The sequence below is a fragment of the Corynebacterium aquilae DSM 44791 genome, from assembly GCF_001941445.1.
Taxonomy (GTDB): Bacteria; Actinomycetota; Actinomycetes; order Mycobacteriales; family Mycobacteriaceae; genus Corynebacterium; species Corynebacterium aquilae.
In genome coordinates this window covers 632,085-649,169 of record NZ_CP009245.1, presented here as the reverse complement: position 1 = coordinate 649,169, position 17,085 = coordinate 632,085, and the positions used below count along the sequence as shown (strand labels likewise).

Below are 17,085 nucleotides of genomic sequence, written 5' to 3'. Positions count from 1 at the left end.
CCCGACGTGACCAAGACAACACCACGGTTGCCTGGGGTACCCACCACGAAACCAAGCACCCCACCCCCCAGCGTCTACACCCACATGAACACCACCACCGCCGACCGCCCCACCACCACACACCACCGCGGACACCCCACCCCCCGCTGGGCCACCGCCCCCGGCTGCCACCTACTCGCCGTCCTCATCCCCCCACCACCAACCACCACCCCACCACCAACAACCCCCACCCGACGCCCCGTCACACCCCACACCCACGCCACCATCGCCCACCTCATCACCACCGCCATCGCCACCGCACACGGCCACCACGACTTCACCACCCTCATGCGCGCCGAATACTCCCCACAAGTCCGCATCCACTGCAGGCAACACCCCCGCAGCCCCCAGCCACTTCCCATCGCGCTGCGCGACCTGACAGCCATCCACCACACCCCCACCGCCGAACACCCCACCACCCCCACAACGCGCACCACCACCAGCGCCCCCACCGCCCTGGCACGACAACTCGCCGAAGAATACGCCGCCCAAGCGCGCAAACACCGCCCCCAACCACCCGTCGAAGCGTGGGGCACCTACCTGATGGGTGCAACCCCCCACCTTTTCGCCGCACGGCTAATCCACACCAGCCGCGGTTGGCAACTATCCACCCTGCAACTGCGGCCCCACGCCTAACACAACAGGCACCAACCCCTTAGACAGCACTGTGGGGCCGCCTCGCCCACACTGGGCAAAGCGACCCCACAGTCACACTTTTAGGGTTTAGACCTCTTCAGGACCCTTGTAGGACAGATCGCGCGGAGCGCGCTCAATGCCATAGTCCTCGTCATCGACCTTGCCGTCATTGTTGACATCGGCAGAACCGGCGGCCTGGAACTGCGGCAGAATCTGCGAGCGGGAAGCGAACAGGCGACGAACCGTGTCCTCCTTGATGGCGTCCTTCATTGCGTTGAACATGTCGCCACCCTCCTTCTGGTACTCCACCAAAGGATCACGCTGCGCCATTGCACGCAGGCCAATGCCTTCCTTCAGGTAGTCCATCTCGTAGAGGTGCTCGCGCCACTTCTGGTCAACCACGCTGAGGATGATGCGGCGCTCCATGGAACGCATCTGGTCGGGGCCAGCCACGGCGCTCACCGCGTCGTCGAGCTCCTTGTACTGGGCGTGCGCATCCTTGGTCAGCGCGTCGATCAGATCGTTCGCAGACAAATCACCCTTGCCGCCGTACTCGGTGCCGTTAACCAGCGACTCCCACGTCATGGTGGGGCCGTACAAGGCGTTCAGGGCGCGCCACAGCTTGTCCAGATCCCAGTCCTCCACATAGCCGTTGGCGGTTGCAGCGGCAACGTAATCGGTGATGGTCTCGTCGATCATGGAATCGATCTGGTCAGCCACGTCGCGGCCCTCCAGGATCTCGCGGCGCTCACGGTAGATCACCTTGCGCTGCTCATTCATGACCTCGTCGTACTTCAACACGTTCTTACGCATTTCGAAGTTCTGGTTCTCCACCTGGGATTGCGCACCCTTAATGGAGTTGGTGACGATCTTCGCCTCGATCGGGACATCGTCCGGAACATTCAGGCGGTTCATCATGTTTTCCATGCGCGCGCCCACGAAGCGGAGCATCAGCTCATCACGCATCGACAGGTAGAAGCGGGTGGTACCCGGATCCCCCTGACGGCCAGCACGACCACGCAGCTGGTTGTCGATACGACGCGACTCGTGACGCTCAGTACCAAGCACGTACAGGCCACCAGCCTCACGCACCTGCTCCGCGTACTTATCGGACTGGGCGCGCATCTTCTCCAGCTCACCCAGCCAAGCAGCCTCGTACTCCTCCGGGGTTTCCACCGGATCCAAACCACGAGCACGCAGGTTGATATCGGCAAGAATCGAGGGGTTACCGCCAAGCACAATGTCGGTACCACGGCCAGCCATGTTGGTGGACACGGTCACCGCACCAGGCAAACCGGCCTGGGCCACAATTTCGGCTTCCTTCTCGTGGTGCTTAGCGTTGAGCACCTTGTGGGAAATACCGCGCTTAGACAGCAGGTCAGACAGATACTCGGAACGCTCAACGGAGGTGGTACCCACCAACACCGGCTGGCCCTCGGCGACGCGCTCAGCGATGTCGTCGGCGACAGCAGCGAACTTCGCCTCCTGGGTCTTGTACACCAGGTCGGTCAGGTCCTGACGCTGATTCGGACGGTTCGTCGGAATCGGCACCACGTTCAGCTTGTAAATCTGGTGCAGCTCACTAGCTTCGGTCTCGGCGGTACCGGTCATGCCGGACAGCTTGTTGTAGAGGCGGAAGTAGTTCTGCAGGGTGATGGTGGCCAGAGTCTGGTTCTCCGCCTTAATCTCCACCCCTTCCTTGGCCTCAATAGCCTGGTGCATGCCCTCGTTGTAGCGGCGACCAGCCAGGACACGACCAGTGAACTCGTCGACGATCATCACCTCACCATTGCGGATGATGTAGTCCTTGTCCTTGGTGAACAGCTCCTTGGCCTTGATGGCGTTGTTCAGGTAGCTGACCAGCTGGGAGTGCTCCGGGGCGTACAGGTTGTCGATGCCGAGCTGATCCTCGACATACTCAACGCCGGATTCCTTGACACCGATGGTGCGCTTACGCTCATCCACTTCGTAGTGAATATCGCGCTTCATGCGGGGCACGATCTGCGCGAAGTTCGCGTACCACGCGGAGGAACCATCGGCGGGGCCGGAAATAATCAGCGGGGTACGCGCCTCATCGATAAGGATGGAGTCAACCTCGTCGACGATGGCGTAGTGGTGGCCGCGCTGCACCAGCTCGTCGGTGCTCAGCGCCATGTTGTCGCGGAGGTAGTCGAAGCCGAGCTCGTTGTTGGTGCCGTAGGTGATGTCGGCGTTGTAGGCGTTGCGACGCTGCTCCGGGGTCATGTCGGACAGGATCACGTCAGTGCGCAGGCCGAGGAAGCGGTGCACACGACCCATCCACTCGGAGTCACGCTTTGCCAGGTAATCGTTCACAGTCACGACGTGCACGCCCTTGCCCTCGAGGGCATTGAGGTATGCGGGCAGCACACAGGTCAGGGTCTTACCCTCACCGGTACGCATCTCGGCGACGTTGCCGAAGTGCAGTGCCGCGCCACCCATAATCTGCACCGGGTAGTGCTTCTGGTCGAGCACACGCCAGGAGGCTTCGCGGGCCACAGCGAAGGCGTCGAGGAGGATATCGTCAACGGTTTTGCCGTCAGCAAGCTGCTTTTTAAACTCGTCCGTTTTCGCTCGCAGATCCTCGTCAGAGAGGTCGGCGTACTTCGACTCGAGGGCGATCACCTCGTCGGCGATCTTCTGGAGGCGCTTCACGGCGCGTCCTTCACCAGCGCGAAGTAGCTTGGAAAGTCCAAACACAGGCAATAATCCTTACGTCATAACTGCGGGAACCCCTCAACGCCGGCGCTATCACCGTGCAGTTGTCCTGCAGCACCGTCATCGGTGAAGGGTTGAGCCCTGCACGCAGTCGTCTCAGAGCCGACCGCGGTTAATTTAAAAAATGTCCACCAGATTCACCACCAGCACCCGGCGCGGGATCCTGCCAGGGAAACTGGCGGTTTTTTCACACGGAGATCGGCCGACCGGGGCTTGGGAAGAACCTAGCTAAGTCGAAACTATTCTACGCGCTGAACCACAAAGAGATGAATGAGGGGTGAACTAGGTGGTGCTCATGCTCCACCCGGGCTAGGTTTGTGGCCCGGCCGGTAGCTGGGGTTGAGGTGCTGCGCGGGTGGGGTCGCGCGGAAAGACGACTTGATTTTTTTGGGGGGGTTGGCATGCCACTGCCCCGCACCGTTTTCCCTTGTGTGGGTGGTGGTGCGGGGCAGTACCCATAAAGAGTGTGCGCTCGTGGGTCGGTTCGGCGTCTTAATGAAAAGGCGTCTTGCCGGTAACGGTGGCTAAGCGCGTCGTCCCCTCACCCAGCGGCCTGCTGGGTGAGGATGTTCCGGCCGAACCTTACGCAATAGCGCTGTCGCGGTAATTCACACGGCCTGGTTGACAGGTCCTGTGTACTCGTGCGCAGTGGCTATTGTGCGCGCAAAGCGGCGTAGGCGCTTAGCTCTCTTCAGTGAGGACAATGATGCCGTAGTCGTAGGCGTGACGGCGGTAGACAACGGAGGGGCGGTTGTTTTCCTCGTTGATGAACAGGTAGAAGTCGTGTCCGACGAGCTCCATCTCGCTCAGGGCGTCATCGACGCTCATCGGGGTGGCGGGGTGTTCCTTGGTGCGGACGATCTGGCCGGGACGGACGTCCTCGACGGAGTCTGCGTAAGGATCCTGGTACTCCTCCTGGTGGGCTTCCATGGTCTTGGCCTGCTCTGCGAGCTCGAGGGCGACCTGGTCCATGGGCTTCGGAGTGCGGTGGCCGGAGCGGCTGATCTGGCGGCGGGCCTTGACCTTGCGCAGGGAGCGCTCCATGCGGCTGATGGCCGTTTCGAGTGCGGCGTAGAAGGAATCTTCCTTGGCTTCCGCGCGGGCGATGTGGCCCTTGCCGGTGGCGGTGATCTGAATCCTGTCGGATTCTTCAGAGCGGCGCGGGTTGGGCTCGTGCTGGAGCTCTACATGGAAGAAGGTGAGGGTTGGATCGAGGCGGGCGATCTTCGCAAGCTTGGAATGAACTCGCTCGGCGAAGTGCTCGGGCACCTCCACGTTGCGTCCGGTGATGTTGACCTTGATGTCAGCAGGGGTCGTCACGTGACTTACCTCCCGGTACGGGCCACCGTGCGTTCGTGAGCGGGATTACTCTCGTCGCAGTCGGTGACGGGAATTACTACACCCTCAGGGTACATCTGGTCATAACCTTTTCGCTGCCTTGTTTTCAGACTTTCTTTCATTACCGCAGCGTGTGGCCGAAAAAATTTTTTTGACCAAGCACATCCTTTCCGCATAGCCCCAGGACAGTGTGAAACTGGCATACTGCCGCAGGTGCGATACCTAGCTGAAAAGCTGGTATCAAAGACCGGTTTAGCCCGCCGCGGAAAACGTCAGCGCCCCCACGACGTTCACCCCTTCGGCGATAAGTCGCATGGCGGTGGTCTGCAGGGTCGCGCCGGTGGTGATGACGTCGTCGATGAGCAGCACCGGCTTTGCGGCGGGTAGTTCTCCGCGGATTACCAGGTTGCGCTGGGCGTTTTCTTTGCGGGCGGCCAGCGACATGCCGACGCTGTCGCGGACTGTTCGGCGGTATCCCACACAGTGCGCGACGGGGATTTGGGTGCGGTCGGCGATCTGCGCAACCACGTCGGCCGTTCCTCCGGCGCGGGCGGATCTGCGGGAGGGTGCGGGCACCAGCACCAACTCCTCGGGTTCGGGCAGCTCACCTCGGGCGGCCAGGTATGTAAGACCGGCTGTGTACACCCGTGCCAGGTACTCGACCATGTCGTGGCGGCCTCGCGCTTTAAGCGCGATGATCACACCACGGTGAGGGCCGGCGTGGGGGCCGAAAGACCACACCGGAACCGGTGGACTGAGGCGGGCGTAGGTGCGGCCGGGTGGTTGGCGTAGGGTGCGCCGACAGTGGGCGCACAAGCGCACTCCCCCGCGCCCACAGCCGGCGCACTCGTGGGGCAGCACGATGTCCAACAGGTCGCTACCCACTGGCTGGCCGGGGTGAGCCACCCAGGAGAAAAGCCCGGAGATGCTGTTGCGTACCCGGTTGGATCCACTGCTCATGGTTTCGCTTGTACGCACCGACCAGGCTTGGCCGCAAGCGGGTGGGAAGGAGGCTGTGGATTTCCCAGTGGTGGGGTCCCCTAGCTGCCGACGATGGGGGTGGCGCGGGTTCCCACCAGGGAGGGCACTTCACGCCAAAACGCGGAGGAGTTGGAGTTGATCGGCAGCTGGAGGGCCGCGCGGGCATCGGTGATGAACAAGGTGGTGCTGGAGGTCGCTACCGCTGTCACCGGGGCGGTGATGTTGCCGCTGGGCAGCGGAGTGGCGCCGGAGCCGTCCGGCTCGACCCGCCAGACAGGGGTATCGGCCTCTGAGGTTCCGACGATAATTGAGCCGTCGTGCATCCAATCGATACTGACTGCGGAGGCACCAATGGCGGGGGCGACCTGGACGACGTTGTCCATGCGGCGTTCCCCGGGGCCGGGCCGGGATACGGTGCCGACGTAGACGTTGCCGTCGATAATCATCGCGGCGCGCACGCCCGCGGGAGACAGTTTGAGTTCATCGATGTTGAGGTCGCGGTGTTCGTCCTCATCGAGGAAGGGCACTTGCACCGCCTGCTGGGTCATTTCACCGGTGGTGGTGGAGCGGGCGATGCGCACGATGGCTCGCCCGTCACTAACCGTCCACAACGCGATGGCGTCGTATTCGAAACTGGGCGAGGTCAAGGTGCGGGCCTGCAGCACGTCGGTCAGGCCGCCACTGGGCGGTCCGACCAGCAAGGTGGAGCGCTGTGCTTCGTCGGCGCCGTCGACGAGAACACCGGCCGACAGTTCCCCGCTCACACTCACCGCCGCGGATTGCAGTTTCCCGCTCGAGCCCAGCCCGTTACCTTCGGGCACCAGGCTATCCCCCTCGGCTTTGACCAGGGAACCATTCGAGAGGGCGTACAGCGGGGCCACCGCCGTGGAGGCTGCGGAGGGGTTGAATTCAGCGACGTCTTCAACGTCCAGGTCGGGCACGTTAGGGTCGATCGGGGCCCCATCGAGTTCGATCCGATAAGGGCCGGTGATGCCACCTTTGGCTAGCGTCCAGATCACTTGAGCCGCGAACTTGTGGCGCGCCTCCGGGGAAAGGTTTCCAAACCCGGAGAACTTGTAGGCGCCGTCGTAGCCGACCAGGGTGGCCCCTGGAGGAACCGCGGTCTCCACGCCGGGGGCCAGCAGCCCTTTGGGTCCTTCCATCAGCAGGGAGATCAGCGCCGTGTCCAACTGCGGTTGGCGGGTGTATACCCAGCGCCGATCGCGCACCAGGAAACGCCCAGTGCTGTCGAAGAAGAACAGGTTCTGGGGGCTGAAGTTGTTTTGCAGTTCCGTGCGCTCCAGCAGCACTCCCTGCGGCAGGCTGTCGATGCGCCATTGCCCATCGACCTTGACCAGCTCGATTATCGCTTCGGTTTCCCCGGGTTTCGGGGTGAAGGTGCCACCGGTGCCCAAAGCACCAATCACCCCGCCGCGGATGACGTAGGTGATTTTGTCGTCGGTGCCACCGGCTTGGGCATTGATGTCGATGCGATCAACCACGGTGGTGCCGGCGGCATCATTCCAGCTTTCTGCGGCCCGGGTGGTCAAGTAGCTGCGGGCCACTTGGTGTCCACCGGTGGGCCGGCCGCAGGCTGCGAAGAAGTCGCGCAGCAACAGGTCGGGTTCTCGCCCATCGACCGGTGAGGCGTTGTCTTCGCTGGGTAGTGCCGGCTGGTAGCTGCGGAGCACCTGCGGGGAGCCATCGCCGGGCAGCGAGGTGCAGGAAGCAACGCTGAGGGCGGTCAGCACTGCCAGCGTGGCGTGGGCTGCTTTATGCGCGGTCATCGCGGCTGCTCCCCTTCCGTGTGGTCGTCTTCGGGTTCGTCATCCCAGTCGTCGCCGAGCGCGCTGAGTAGTTCATCGGTGATCTCTTCGGCACTGAACTCATGCAAATCATCCACCCCGGCGAGGGGATCAACCGGCACCGCTGTGGGCTCATCTGCCGGGCTGGCCGACAGGTTTGCATCGCCGGTGCGCGGGGAGGGAACATCACCGTGCATGTCGTAGGCGCCGGCGGGCAATTCCCCCAAAGTGTTGGCAGTGTCCTCGTCGAAGGGTTCCGGCGGAATCAACTCCAGGGGGGCGCTACCGTAGGAGCCGCCCGGGGTGCGGGGCAGGGTAAGCCGGAACACGCTGCCGACGCCGGGGGTGCCGGCGGCGTCGAGGATGCCGCCGTGCAAAACCGCGTCCTCGTGGGAGATGGCCAGGCCCAAACCGGTGCCGCCGGAGTGCCGCACCCGGGAGGGATCGGCGCGCCAGAAGCGGTTGAAGACCAAGTCCTCCTGGCCTGGTTTTAGGCCGACGCCGTGGTCGGTCACAGTGATGGCGACCGCGTCCTCATTGGCGGCGAGCAGCACCTCCACGGGGCGGGACTCGGAGTGGTCGATGGCGTTGGCTAAGAGGTTGCGCAGGATTCTTTCGATGCGGCGGGAATCGATGGTGGCGTAGACCGGCTCCTGTGGCTGGTAGAACAGCACCGCCACCCCCAGTTCGTCGGCGAGGTGTTGGGTCTGCTGCCAGGCCTGGTTGACGACGGAACGAATATCGACGCGTTCTTCCGCCAGATCCGCCATGCCGGCGTCGTGGCGGGAGATTTCCAGCAGGTCCGCCAGGAGGCTTTCGAAGCGGTCGAGTTCGCGCACCATCAGCTCGGAGGCGCGTTGGGTGATCACGTCGAGGTCTTCTTTACGGTCGGCGATCATGTCGGCGGCCATGCGCACGGTGGTCAAGGGGGTGCGCAGTTCGTGGGACACATCGGAGGTGAATTGGCGTTGCAGGTCGCCGTACTCTTCCAGCTGGCGGATCTGTTTCGACAGAGATTCCGCCATCGCGTTGAAGGATTGCGCTAGGCGGGCCATTTCGTCTTCCCCGTTGACGAGCATGCGTTCCCGCAGGTGCCCGCCGGCGAAGCGTTCCGCAATCCGGCTGGCGGAGCGCAGCGGGCCGGTGACCTGTTTGGTGGACAGCCACGCGATGACGACCAGCAGGATGATCAGCACCAGCCCGCCGGCCAGCAGGAGTCCTCGGGTTAGCCCCATGGTGGCTTCCTCGTTGTCGAGGGGGAACACCAAAAACAGGGTGAGGTCTTGAATGTCGGTGCTGGTGGGGGTGCCGATGATGAGCGCTTTGTAGTGGGTGTTATCGGCGCGGGTGACGGTGGTGTACTGGTAGGAGATGTTTTGGTGGTCGACGAAGTCGAGGAGCTGGTCCGGGATGGAGTAGCCCTCGGGGCTGGTGGTGGTTGATCCGTCGCCGGTGTGCACCACCAGCACCGGTTCGAATACGGCGGCGGTGTCGCTGGATTGTTGGTTGCGGCTGGTCAGTGCTGCGCGGGCGGAGTTCAGACGCACCTGCAGGGAGTTGGAGGTGTCGGTGGCTTCGACTTGGGCTTCGACGATGGCGCGGGAGCGTTCGATTTCTTGGCTGGCGAAGGCGAGCTTGGTGTCGATGAGGCGTTGCGCCACGATGCTGATCATCACGAATCCGAGGATCAGGATGACGGTGAGTGAGGCGGCCACGATGGAGCCGATGACTTTGACCTGGAGGCTGGTGCGCCAGGATTCCATGCCTTTGTTGAGGAGCCTGCGAAAAAATTCTTCGACGTGCATGAAGGCACGACGAAGTGGCCCGGCGTCGGCGCTGGGCCGGGGGCTATCGATGACTTCGACGGTGTCGCGCGGGGGGTTTAGTGGTGGGGTGATGGGGACGGGGAGGCGAGGTGTGGTGCGCGAGTGGACGGGGGTGGTGTCCTTGTCGGGCGTGTCCACGGCCTAGCCTGCGTGCCCGGTCTTATATCCGACGCCGCGGACGGTGAGGACAATTTGGGGGTTTTCTGGATCTTTTTCGATCTTGGCCCGGAGCCGCTGAATGTGCACGTTGACTAGGCGGGTGTCGCTGGAGTGGCGGTAGCCCCACACTTTTTCCAGCAGTTCTTCGCGGGTGAGCACCTGTTGGGGTTTCCGGGCTAGTTCCAGCAGCAGTTCGAATTCGAGGGGGGTGAGCTGGATGTCTTCGCCGTCGCGGCGCACGCTGTGCCCGGAGACGTTGATTTCGAGGTCCCCGATGGTTAGCTGGTCGGGTGCGGGGTCTTCGGCGCGGCGCAGGCGGGCGCGGATGCGGGCGACGAGTTCTTTGGGTTTGAAGGGCTTGTTGACGTAGTCGTCGGCCCCGGATTCCAGCCCAAGCACGACGTCGACGGTGTCGGTTTTGGCGGTGAGCATCACGATCGGCACGCTGGAGCGGCTGCGAATGGCGCGGCAGACGTCGATGCCGTTCATGCCGGGCAGCATGAGGTCGAGGAGGATGAGGTCCGGGTTGACGTTTGCCGCGGTGGTGATGGCTTCGGCGCCGTCGGCGACGACGACGGTGTTGAAACCTTCGGCCTGCAGGACCAGGCTCAGCATTTCGGAGATTGCGGGATCGTCGTCGACGACAAGGATGGTGGCGCTCATAGCTTTCTAGTGTTTCATATTCCGCTGGTGGTTGTCTGGAGCCAACCATTTGATGTTGGGCACAAATATGTTGCGGTGCGGCGGTGGGTTGGGCTGGTGGCGGGGTTGTTAGATGCGGGTGCGGACGCGGGTGGCGATGTCGGCGGCGAGGGCGGAGACATCGATGTCTGCGGGGGCGGTGATCCATTCGCTGTGGTGAGGCCAACCGGTGGCTACCAGGGTGCGGTAGTTGTCTGCGGTGCGGGCTTGCAGGCTGGTGTCGCGTTCGTAGGCGTCCCGGGTGCGGCTGGCGTCGGCTGCTTCGCGGCTGGCGGCGCGTTGTTGGGCGAGTTCGACGGGGGTGTCGAGGAGGATTTGCAGGTCTGGGGTGGGTAGGCGGAAGCGTCCGAATTCGAGGTCGGCGACCCATTGGGCGCCGGCGGGGTCGTCGAGGCGGGCGGCGGTGTAGGCGGCGTTGGAGGCGACGTAGCGGTCGAGTAGGAGCACTTCGTGCTGTTTGGGCCCGCCGTGGGCGTAGTCGTTGAGGGTGTGGAGAAAGGCTTCGCGGTCGAGGGCGAAAAGCAGGGCCATGGCGTGGATGGAGTCGACGATGTCGCCCATCTGGTGGTTGAGGGCGTCACTGGCAAGGTCGGCGTAGCGGGTGCCGTAGCGGGGAAAGCCGGCGCAGGTGACGGCGACTGGGTGGTGGGGGTCGTCGCGGAGTGCGGAAACCAGTGCTTGGGTGAGGGTGTTTTTTCCGGCTCCGTCGATGCCTTCGATGGCGATGATCATCTGCTGTGGGGCTTTCTTTGTGTGCCTGGTGTGCCCGGAGGTGCCCTGGGGTGGCGTCGTGGGGCACCGGCGCCGCGGCTTGGCCGGGCGCCGGTGTGGGTGGTGGTATGTCTTTCGGGGCGGTGGGGTTTAGTAGCGGTAGTGCTCGGGCTTGTAGGGGCCTGCGACGTCGACGCCGATGTATTCGGCTTGTTCTTTGGTCAGTGTGGTCAGGCTGCCGCCGAGGGCTTCGACGTGGATGCGCGCGACTTTTTCGTCGAGGATCTTCGGCAGTCGGTAGACCTGCTTGTCGTAGTTGCGGTAGTTGGTGAACAGCTCGATTTGGGCGATGGTTTGGTCGGCGAAGCTGGTGGACATCACGAAGCTGGGGTGTCCGGTGGCGTTGCCGAGGTTGAGCAGGCGGCCTTCGCTGAGCACGATGATGGCGTTGCCGTTGGGCAGGATGAACTCATCGACCTGGGGTTTGATGTTGACGCGCTGCACGTCGTCGCGGTGCAGCAGGGAGTGCATGTCGATTTCGTTGTCGAAGTGGCCGATGTTGCCGAGCAGGGCGTGGTTTTTCATCTTCAGCATCTGCTCGAAGGTGATGATGCCGAGGTTGCCGGTGGCGGTGATGACGATGTCGGCATTGGCGATGGCTTCGTCGACGGTGACGACGGGGAAGCCGTCCATGAGTGCTTGGAGGGCGTTGATGGGGTCGGCTTCGGTCACCGAGACGCGTGCGCCTTGTCCGGCCATGGCTTCGGCGCAGCCCTTGCCGACGTCGCCGTAGCCACAGATGAGGACGTTTTTGCCGCCCATGAGCATGTCGGTGGCGCGGTTGATGCCGTCGATGAGGCTGTGGCGGGTGCCGTATTTGTTGTCGAACTTGGACTTGGTGACGGCGTCGTTGACGTTCATCGCGGGGAACGGCAGGGTGCCTTCCTCCGCGAAGTGGTAGAGGCGGTGCACGCCGGTGGTGGTTTCTTCAGTGACGCCGCGCACGGATTGCGCGATGCGTCCCCAGCGCCCGGGGGCGCGCTCAAGGACTTCGCGGAGCATCCCCAAGAAGGCTTTGTGCTCGTCGGAGTCGTTGTCGTCTGCCGGGGGCACCACGCCGGCCGCTTCGTATTCGGTGCCGCGGATGACGGCCATGGTGGCGTCGCCACCGTCGTCGAGGATCATGTTGGGCAGGATTTCTGCGCCGTCAGCGTCTTGCCCCCAGGTGAAGATTTGGTCCACGCACCACCAGTATTCTTCGAGGGTTTCACCCTTCCACGCGAACACCGGCACGCCCTGCGGGTTGTCTTCGGTGCCTTGGCCGACGACCACCGCTGCCGCGGCTTCATCCTGGGTGGAGAAAATGTTGCAGGACGCCCAGCGCACTTCTGCGCCCAAGGCCACCAGGGTTTCGATGAGCACTGCGGTTTGCACAGTCATGTGGATGGACCCCGCAATGCGGGCGCCTTTCAGGGGCTGCTGCTCGGCGTATTCGCGACGCAGCTCCATCAGCCCGGGCATCTCGTGTTCCGCGAGGCGAATCTGGTGACGGCCAGCTTCGTGCAGACCGAGATTGGCGACCTTGAAATCCATGCTGGGATTCACACTCCTGTGGTGCCACAACGCGTGCCATTGGCGGTTAACGTCGCGGCGATAGTTTTGTTTTGGTGGGGTTCGACAGTGCGCGGCGGGGCGCGGTGGGCGCGGAAAGCCGGTGGGTTGTCTTCGTCCACTTTAGAGCACCGGGCGCAAGCAGGCGGCGTGGCGTTTGGGTGGGGTCTTCGGGGGATGTCGGTTTGCGACGCCATGTCAGTTGTTTTTCGCGGGCTGGCCGTGCGGTGGCGGGTGCGGGCATCCGGCGCACGGCTTTGGCCCATGATGAAGGCGAGAAAACAACACAACTCCACATCACTTCCCCCCGTAGTGCACCCGCCGGGAAGATGTGGGGGCGGGCGCGCTGGAAGGGTGTGGCGGTGTGTGGAGTGCAGCGGAAGCGGTCGGGGGCGGTGGGACTCATGGGTGCATACTCCACTCCTCAGACAGTCCATAAATAACTATGCATAAGACCTGCTTGGGATGCGCGGCCAAAACTTAGCCCCACCCCGCCGCGCACCCAATCCCGATTTGTGCACAAAACCGTGGTTAAGCCCACTTCGGTGACGTAGTGCGCAAACCCGCATGGAGGGCAACGTTTCCCACCCTCCAAAACGGAAAAAGAATGCATCACAAAAGCATTCTTCCGCCCCCAAAAGTCACCATTTTAAAATGCGGAAAAAGTTCATTAGTAACACTTTAAAAATGCAATAGATTTTTTGACAGAACCATATTTGTTGCCGCCCCGATAATCGAATAAAAAAGCACTTTCAACTTTCACTAAACGCCACAGCGTCACCAGCCACCTGCTCGAACAGCAGGCCCCGCACGTCAAGCCATGCCTCCAACACCCCCAAGAACTCACAAGCTAACCCCCCAAAAGCTCACCAAACATCAGACATCACCCCCACATGAGGGGATGTCAAGTCGGCAAGCACTCCCCACCACGAAGCCGAGCATGAGCAGGGAAAAACTCAACCAAGACACACCACAGCACCCCCTTTCGGGGGCATAGATCGCGGCGCTGCTAGGTCAGCGCTTCGAGAAACTCCTCCACCTCATCGGGATCCGCCCCAGCCTCAAGAACCTCCGTAGCCACCTCTGCCAGCTCCTCGCTGACCTGACCATGGTGCCGACGAATGAAGGGATAACGATCAGCAACATCACCCGCACTAAACGGCGCGCCCGCCCAGATCGCGGCGATCGTCGCAGCACACAGCGCATTCTCTCGCTCATCCTCAGTAGCCCCCGACTGGCGAGCTACCAGCATGCACACATCCTCCACCGCCTCGACGACGCCGTCATCATCAAGGCTCAGCAGTTCATCCAGAAACTCAGTATTCACATCTGAAGCAAAGATTGACTGATCCCAGGCACTCATTGAAGGTGCTCCTTTCAAGCATAAAACCCTTTTCTGAGATTTACCTTAAGTACACCGCATGTTAGGATGTTTAAAAATAAAGTCTCAGGTTCGCGTGTTTTTAAGAAAAGATTTTGGTGTAGCGATTATGCTGCCTATGCGTCCTCGAGAATCGCAACGTGAGCGCCCCGTTCGAACAACCAACAGCACTACAGCTTCAGCCCTCATCTTAAAGGGCTGCACGCCCATCTAGGTAGTGCCAGTTTTACACCCGTCGACAGTGCAAAGCCCCACCCAAGGAGAGAGCCAGTGAAGCTGAACCCCAGCATGCTGACCTTCTCTGTCGTGGGCTCCCTCGCTGTCACCAGCGTGGCCTACAACATCACCACCACGTCACAAGAAACTGCCCAAGACCCGGAACAGTTCAGCATCGACCGCGCCACCGGCGCCCCACGCACCCCCGCCCCAGGCCAAACCCCGGCTGAGATCCGCAAAATGAAGCGCAGTCTCGCCCGCGACGCCGTCATGCGGATCGCCCGCCCAGACACCGGCGATCACACCGAAACCCCGGCGCCAAGCAGTTCCCACAACTCCCCTGCCGCACCCGACACTCCCAGCGACGCCGCACCGCAAGCCGAATCCAGCAACGAGCCCGCTGCAGGCAGCACCAACCGCCCGCAGGCTGCCGCCAACCCGGCGCCTGAGTCGCAACCGCGTCCCGCCCAGCGCCCCACCCCCGCCACCGCGCCGGCAGCTCCCACTGCGCCTGCCCCTGCGGTTCCTGCCCCCGCCGCGCGCCCCGCTCCCGCGCCCGCTCCGGCGGCGCAACCCACGCGTACCGCTTCCCAGCCTGCCCCCGCCGCGCCAGCGCTTCCAAAGCCGGCCAAGCCCACCAAGGTACCGACCCCACCGGCAAAGACCAGCAGCCCGCGACCCAAGCCTGCAACGCCCACGAAGACAACCGCAACCACGGCACCAACACGTCCTGCCGTGCCAACCGTCGCCCCTAAACCGGAAAAGCCGAAGCCCAGCAAGCCCGTGGTCACGCCAAAGCCGACGAAGACCACCACCCCCAAACCAACAAAGCCTGCGCGACCGACTGCCGCGTCTCCGACAGCTCACTCGCCCAAGCCCACCCCGGCTCAGCCCACCGCGCAACCTAAGCCGACCCCGGCCAAACCCACCGCGCATCCCAAGCCCACCCCGGCTAAGCCAAAGCCCGCCAACCCGACCACAACCCCCGCGGTTCCGGTAGCTCCGGAACCTACAAAACCGGCTGCTCCCCCGGAGCCGCCAAAACCGACCACGGCCCCCGTGGTGCCGACTCCCCCGAAGCCGACCACCGATCCGGCTATTCCGGCGCCCCCGGAACCAACAACGCCTGTCGCGCCACCGCACCAACCCACGGAACCCACGGAACCCCAGGTGCCGGAGCCACAGCTTCCGGAGGATCCACCAGATCCGCAAGAGCCCGGCCACCCCGGCGGCGGAGTCATCATCCTGCCTGTCCCCGTCCCAGGTGACGGCGACATCGTCGTACCTGAACCCTTCCCTGGCGACGGCGAAGGCGACGTAATCGTACCCGTACCCGTACCCGGCGACGGCGAAGGCGACGTAGTCGTACCCGTACCCGTACCCGGCGACGGCGAAGTTGGCGAAATCCTACCCGTCCCCGGTGACCGCATTGGTGACGGCCACATTGTGGTCCCGGCTCCCATCTGGCCACCGATCGTTGTTCTCCCCCAACCCGGAATCGACGAGGAACTACCCCCAGAGTGGTACGACGGCGACCCCTCCTTCCCGATCGAAAACCCCCAAGATCCGCAGGAACCGGAAAAACCCGAACCGACTGCTCCCCCGCAGACCCAAGAGCCCGACCCTGCGCCTCCGGTTCAAGAAGACCTGCAGCCAGAGCAGCCACGAGAACCCACGCCACTTCCTCCCCAGGAACCGACGCTCCCAGCCGACCCTGTCGAACAAAACCCGGGCGACATTTTTGAACAGCCCCTGCCCGAGGTACCTGCACCCCCGCAGCCCGGTGGTGAAGATCAAGACCCCGGCGACGACAAAGACACCGGTGACAGCGGAGGAACTTGGCGTGACGCCAAGCAGCCCGACGACTACTGGTCGAAGAACTGCTCTTTCTTCTACACGCTGCTACCCAATGGATACATCCATGTCACGGTGTACCTTCCCAACGGAATTTTCGCCGACAGCTTCGAATGGCGCTATGACCAAATTGCCGACGTACCGCTCGTTCCGGACAACGGCGACTACGGTCACGGCCTGACCAACGACGGCCAACGCGTTTCCGACGTCCACATTTCAGTACCGTCCGAGGACGCATCGGCTCCGCACAAGGATCGGGCGGCGAAGCCAGCGCCCAGCAAATCCACACCGGAACACACCAAGGATGCTCCCGCACAGGACACCCCTGGAAAAGACAACCCCGGAAAAGGTGGACATCAGCCGACACCTGCCAAAGGCCACGGTGATCCCGCCCGCGACTTCGGCCCCACCAAGGGCCCCAGCCGCGCCGCTATTGACGCCGACGCCATCACCGTTGATGACAGCACCACCGTCATCTACAACATCCCCATCGACTTGGACTCCCTCGATGAGGATGCCTGGTACGACGCTCCCGGCTTCGACGAAGACTACTTCGCTGACCTGGAGATTGCAGAAAATAGCGACATCGACGATGAAGAATCCCCCTGGGACGATCCGGCACTTGACCCCTCGTGGACACCCTACGAGGCAGTCTTCGGCGCAGAAGCTGAACTCAACCCCGAGCCCTTCCCTGGCTCCGAGGATGTCGATGCGGATGCTCTCGGGTTGAACTTCGCCATCGAGCAAACCCCCATCGAAGGACCCCAAACCACTGCGGTGTTGGTCGACACCCCGCCAGATTTCGCTCACGCCACCGACGCTGAGAACAGCTTTGCCGACACCGGCTACGACAGCGATGCTATCCCAGACGATGACGACGAAAGCTTCGGCACCGGCAACATCGACGGGGATGAGTACTGGCTGAGCTGGGACGAAATCGCCGAACCGTTACTCGATTCCTAGAATCCACAGCGTCACTAAACACAGGTGAAAATCCGCGGAGTGCCACCACGACACCCCGCACGCCCCCTACGATCGTTAGTGGGCGCACAATCGTCAATTAGTCACCCCAGGCGCCCCAACTTCAACG

The 17,085-nt window shown here is 62.8% G+C and carries 11 protein-coding genes; 2 read left to right on the top strand and 9 right to left on the bottom strand.

Annotated features, from left to right (window positions below; all coding sequences use genetic code 11):
* Positions 1-84 precede the first annotated feature (84 nt).
* Positions 85-675: a hypothetical protein gene (locus CAQU_RS13175; protein WP_075725043.1), complete on the top strand. Its 591-nt coding sequence runs from the start codon at positions 85-87 to the stop codon at positions 673-675.
* Positions 676-762: 87 nt separating this feature from the next.
* Here CAQU_RS13175 and secA read toward each other — a convergent pair whose 3' ends face one another.
* From secA to CAQU_RS02775, 9 genes are all read right to left on the bottom strand, one after another.
* Positions 763-3,393 (bottom strand): preprotein translocase subunit SecA, encoded by a 2,631-nt coding sequence (gene secA / locus CAQU_RS02815; protein ID WP_075725041.1) that lies wholly within the window; start codon positions 3,391-3,393, stop codon positions 763-765.
* Positions 3,394-4,092: 699 nt separating this feature from the next.
* Positions 4,093-4,731, bottom strand: coding sequence for a ribosome hibernation-promoting factor, HPF/YfiA family (hpf, locus tag CAQU_RS02810; RefSeq protein ID WP_075725039.1), 639 nt, complete (start codon positions 4,729-4,731; stop codon positions 4,093-4,095).
* A 270-nt stretch (positions 4,732-5,001) separates the two neighbouring features.
* On the bottom strand, positions 5,002-5,709 hold the full coding sequence (locus CAQU_RS02805) for a ComF family protein (protein WP_084562732.1): 708 nt from the start codon (positions 5,707-5,709) through the stop codon (positions 5,002-5,004).
* Positions 5,710-5,789: 80 nt separating this feature from the next.
* Entirely contained in the window at positions 5,790-7,517 is a 1,728-nt protein-coding gene (gene lpqB / locus CAQU_RS02800) for an MtrAB system accessory lipoprotein LpqB (protein WP_075725037.1), read from the bottom strand.
* Positions 7,514-9,298, bottom strand: coding sequence for an MtrAB system histidine kinase MtrB (mtrB, locus tag CAQU_RS02795; RefSeq protein WP_157109032.1), 1,785 nt, complete (start codon positions 9,296-9,298; stop codon positions 7,514-7,516). Before mtrB ends, lpqB begins: the two co-directional genes overlap by 4 nt.
* Before the next feature lie 204 nt (positions 9,299-9,502).
* Entirely contained in the window at positions 9,503-10,183 is a 681-nt protein-coding gene (gene mtrA / locus CAQU_RS02790; protein ID WP_075725033.1) for an MtrAB system response regulator MtrA, read from the bottom strand.
* A 108-nt stretch (positions 10,184-10,291) separates the two neighbouring features.
* A complete protein-coding gene (locus tag CAQU_RS02785; protein ID WP_075725031.1) occupies positions 10,292-10,954 on the bottom strand; it encodes a dTMP kinase in 663 nt (220 codons plus the stop codon).
* A 129-nt stretch (positions 10,955-11,083) separates the two neighbouring features.
* Complete coding sequence (gene ahcY / locus CAQU_RS02780; RefSeq protein WP_075725029.1) at positions 11,084-12,526, bottom strand: adenosylhomocysteinase; 1,443 nt, start codon at positions 12,524-12,526, stop codon at positions 11,084-11,086.
* Between the two features lie 1,027 nt (positions 12,527-13,553).
* Positions 13,554-13,907 carry a DUF4259 domain-containing protein gene (locus CAQU_RS02775; protein WP_075725027.1) on the bottom strand — a complete coding sequence of 118 codons (354 nt, stop codon included), beginning with the start codon at positions 13,905-13,907 and terminating at the stop codon, positions 13,554-13,556.
* A gap of 288 nt (positions 13,908-14,195) precedes the next feature.
* On the opposite strand from CAQU_RS02775, the gene CAQU_RS02770 reads away from it, so the two are divergent.
* On the top strand, positions 14,196-16,958 hold the full coding sequence (locus tag CAQU_RS02770) for an MSCRAMM family adhesin (protein ID WP_075725025.1): 2,763 nt from the start codon (positions 14,196-14,198) through the stop codon (positions 16,956-16,958).
* The last annotated feature ends 127 nt before the right edge of the window (positions 16,959-17,085 follow it).

What these genes read in the sequence shown, in the direction of transcription:
- ahcY (WP_075725029.1), bottom strand. Translation starts at nt 12,526, where the DNA reads ATGGATTTCAAGGTCGCCAATCTCGGTCTGCACGAAGCTGGCCGTCAC.
- CAQU_RS02805 (WP_084562732.1), bottom strand. Translation starts at nt 5,709, where the DNA reads ATGAGCAGTGGATCCAACCGGGTACGCAACAGCATCTCCGGGCTTTTC.
- mtrB (WP_157109032.1), bottom strand. Translation starts at nt 9,298, where the DNA reads ATGGAATCCTGGCGCACCAGCCTCCAGGTCAAAGTCATCGGCTCCATC.
- lpqB (WP_075725037.1), bottom strand. Translation starts at nt 7,517, where the DNA reads ATGACCGCGCATAAAGCAGCCCACGCCACGCTGGCAGTGCTGACCGCC.
- mtrA (WP_075725033.1), bottom strand. Translation starts at nt 10,183, where the DNA reads ATGAGCGCCACCATCCTTGTCGTCGACGACGATCCCGCAATCTCCGAA.
- CAQU_RS02775 (WP_075725027.1), bottom strand. Translation starts at nt 13,907, where the DNA reads ATGAGTGCCTGGGATCAGTCAATCTTTGCTTCAGATGTGAATACTGAG.
- CAQU_RS13175 (WP_075725043.1), top strand. Translation starts at nt 85, where the DNA reads ATGAACACCACCACCGCCGACCGCCCCACCACCACACACCACCGCGGA.
- CAQU_RS02785 (WP_075725031.1), bottom strand. Translation starts at nt 10,954, where the DNA reads ATGATCATCGCCATCGAAGGCATCGACGGAGCCGGAAAAAACACCCTC.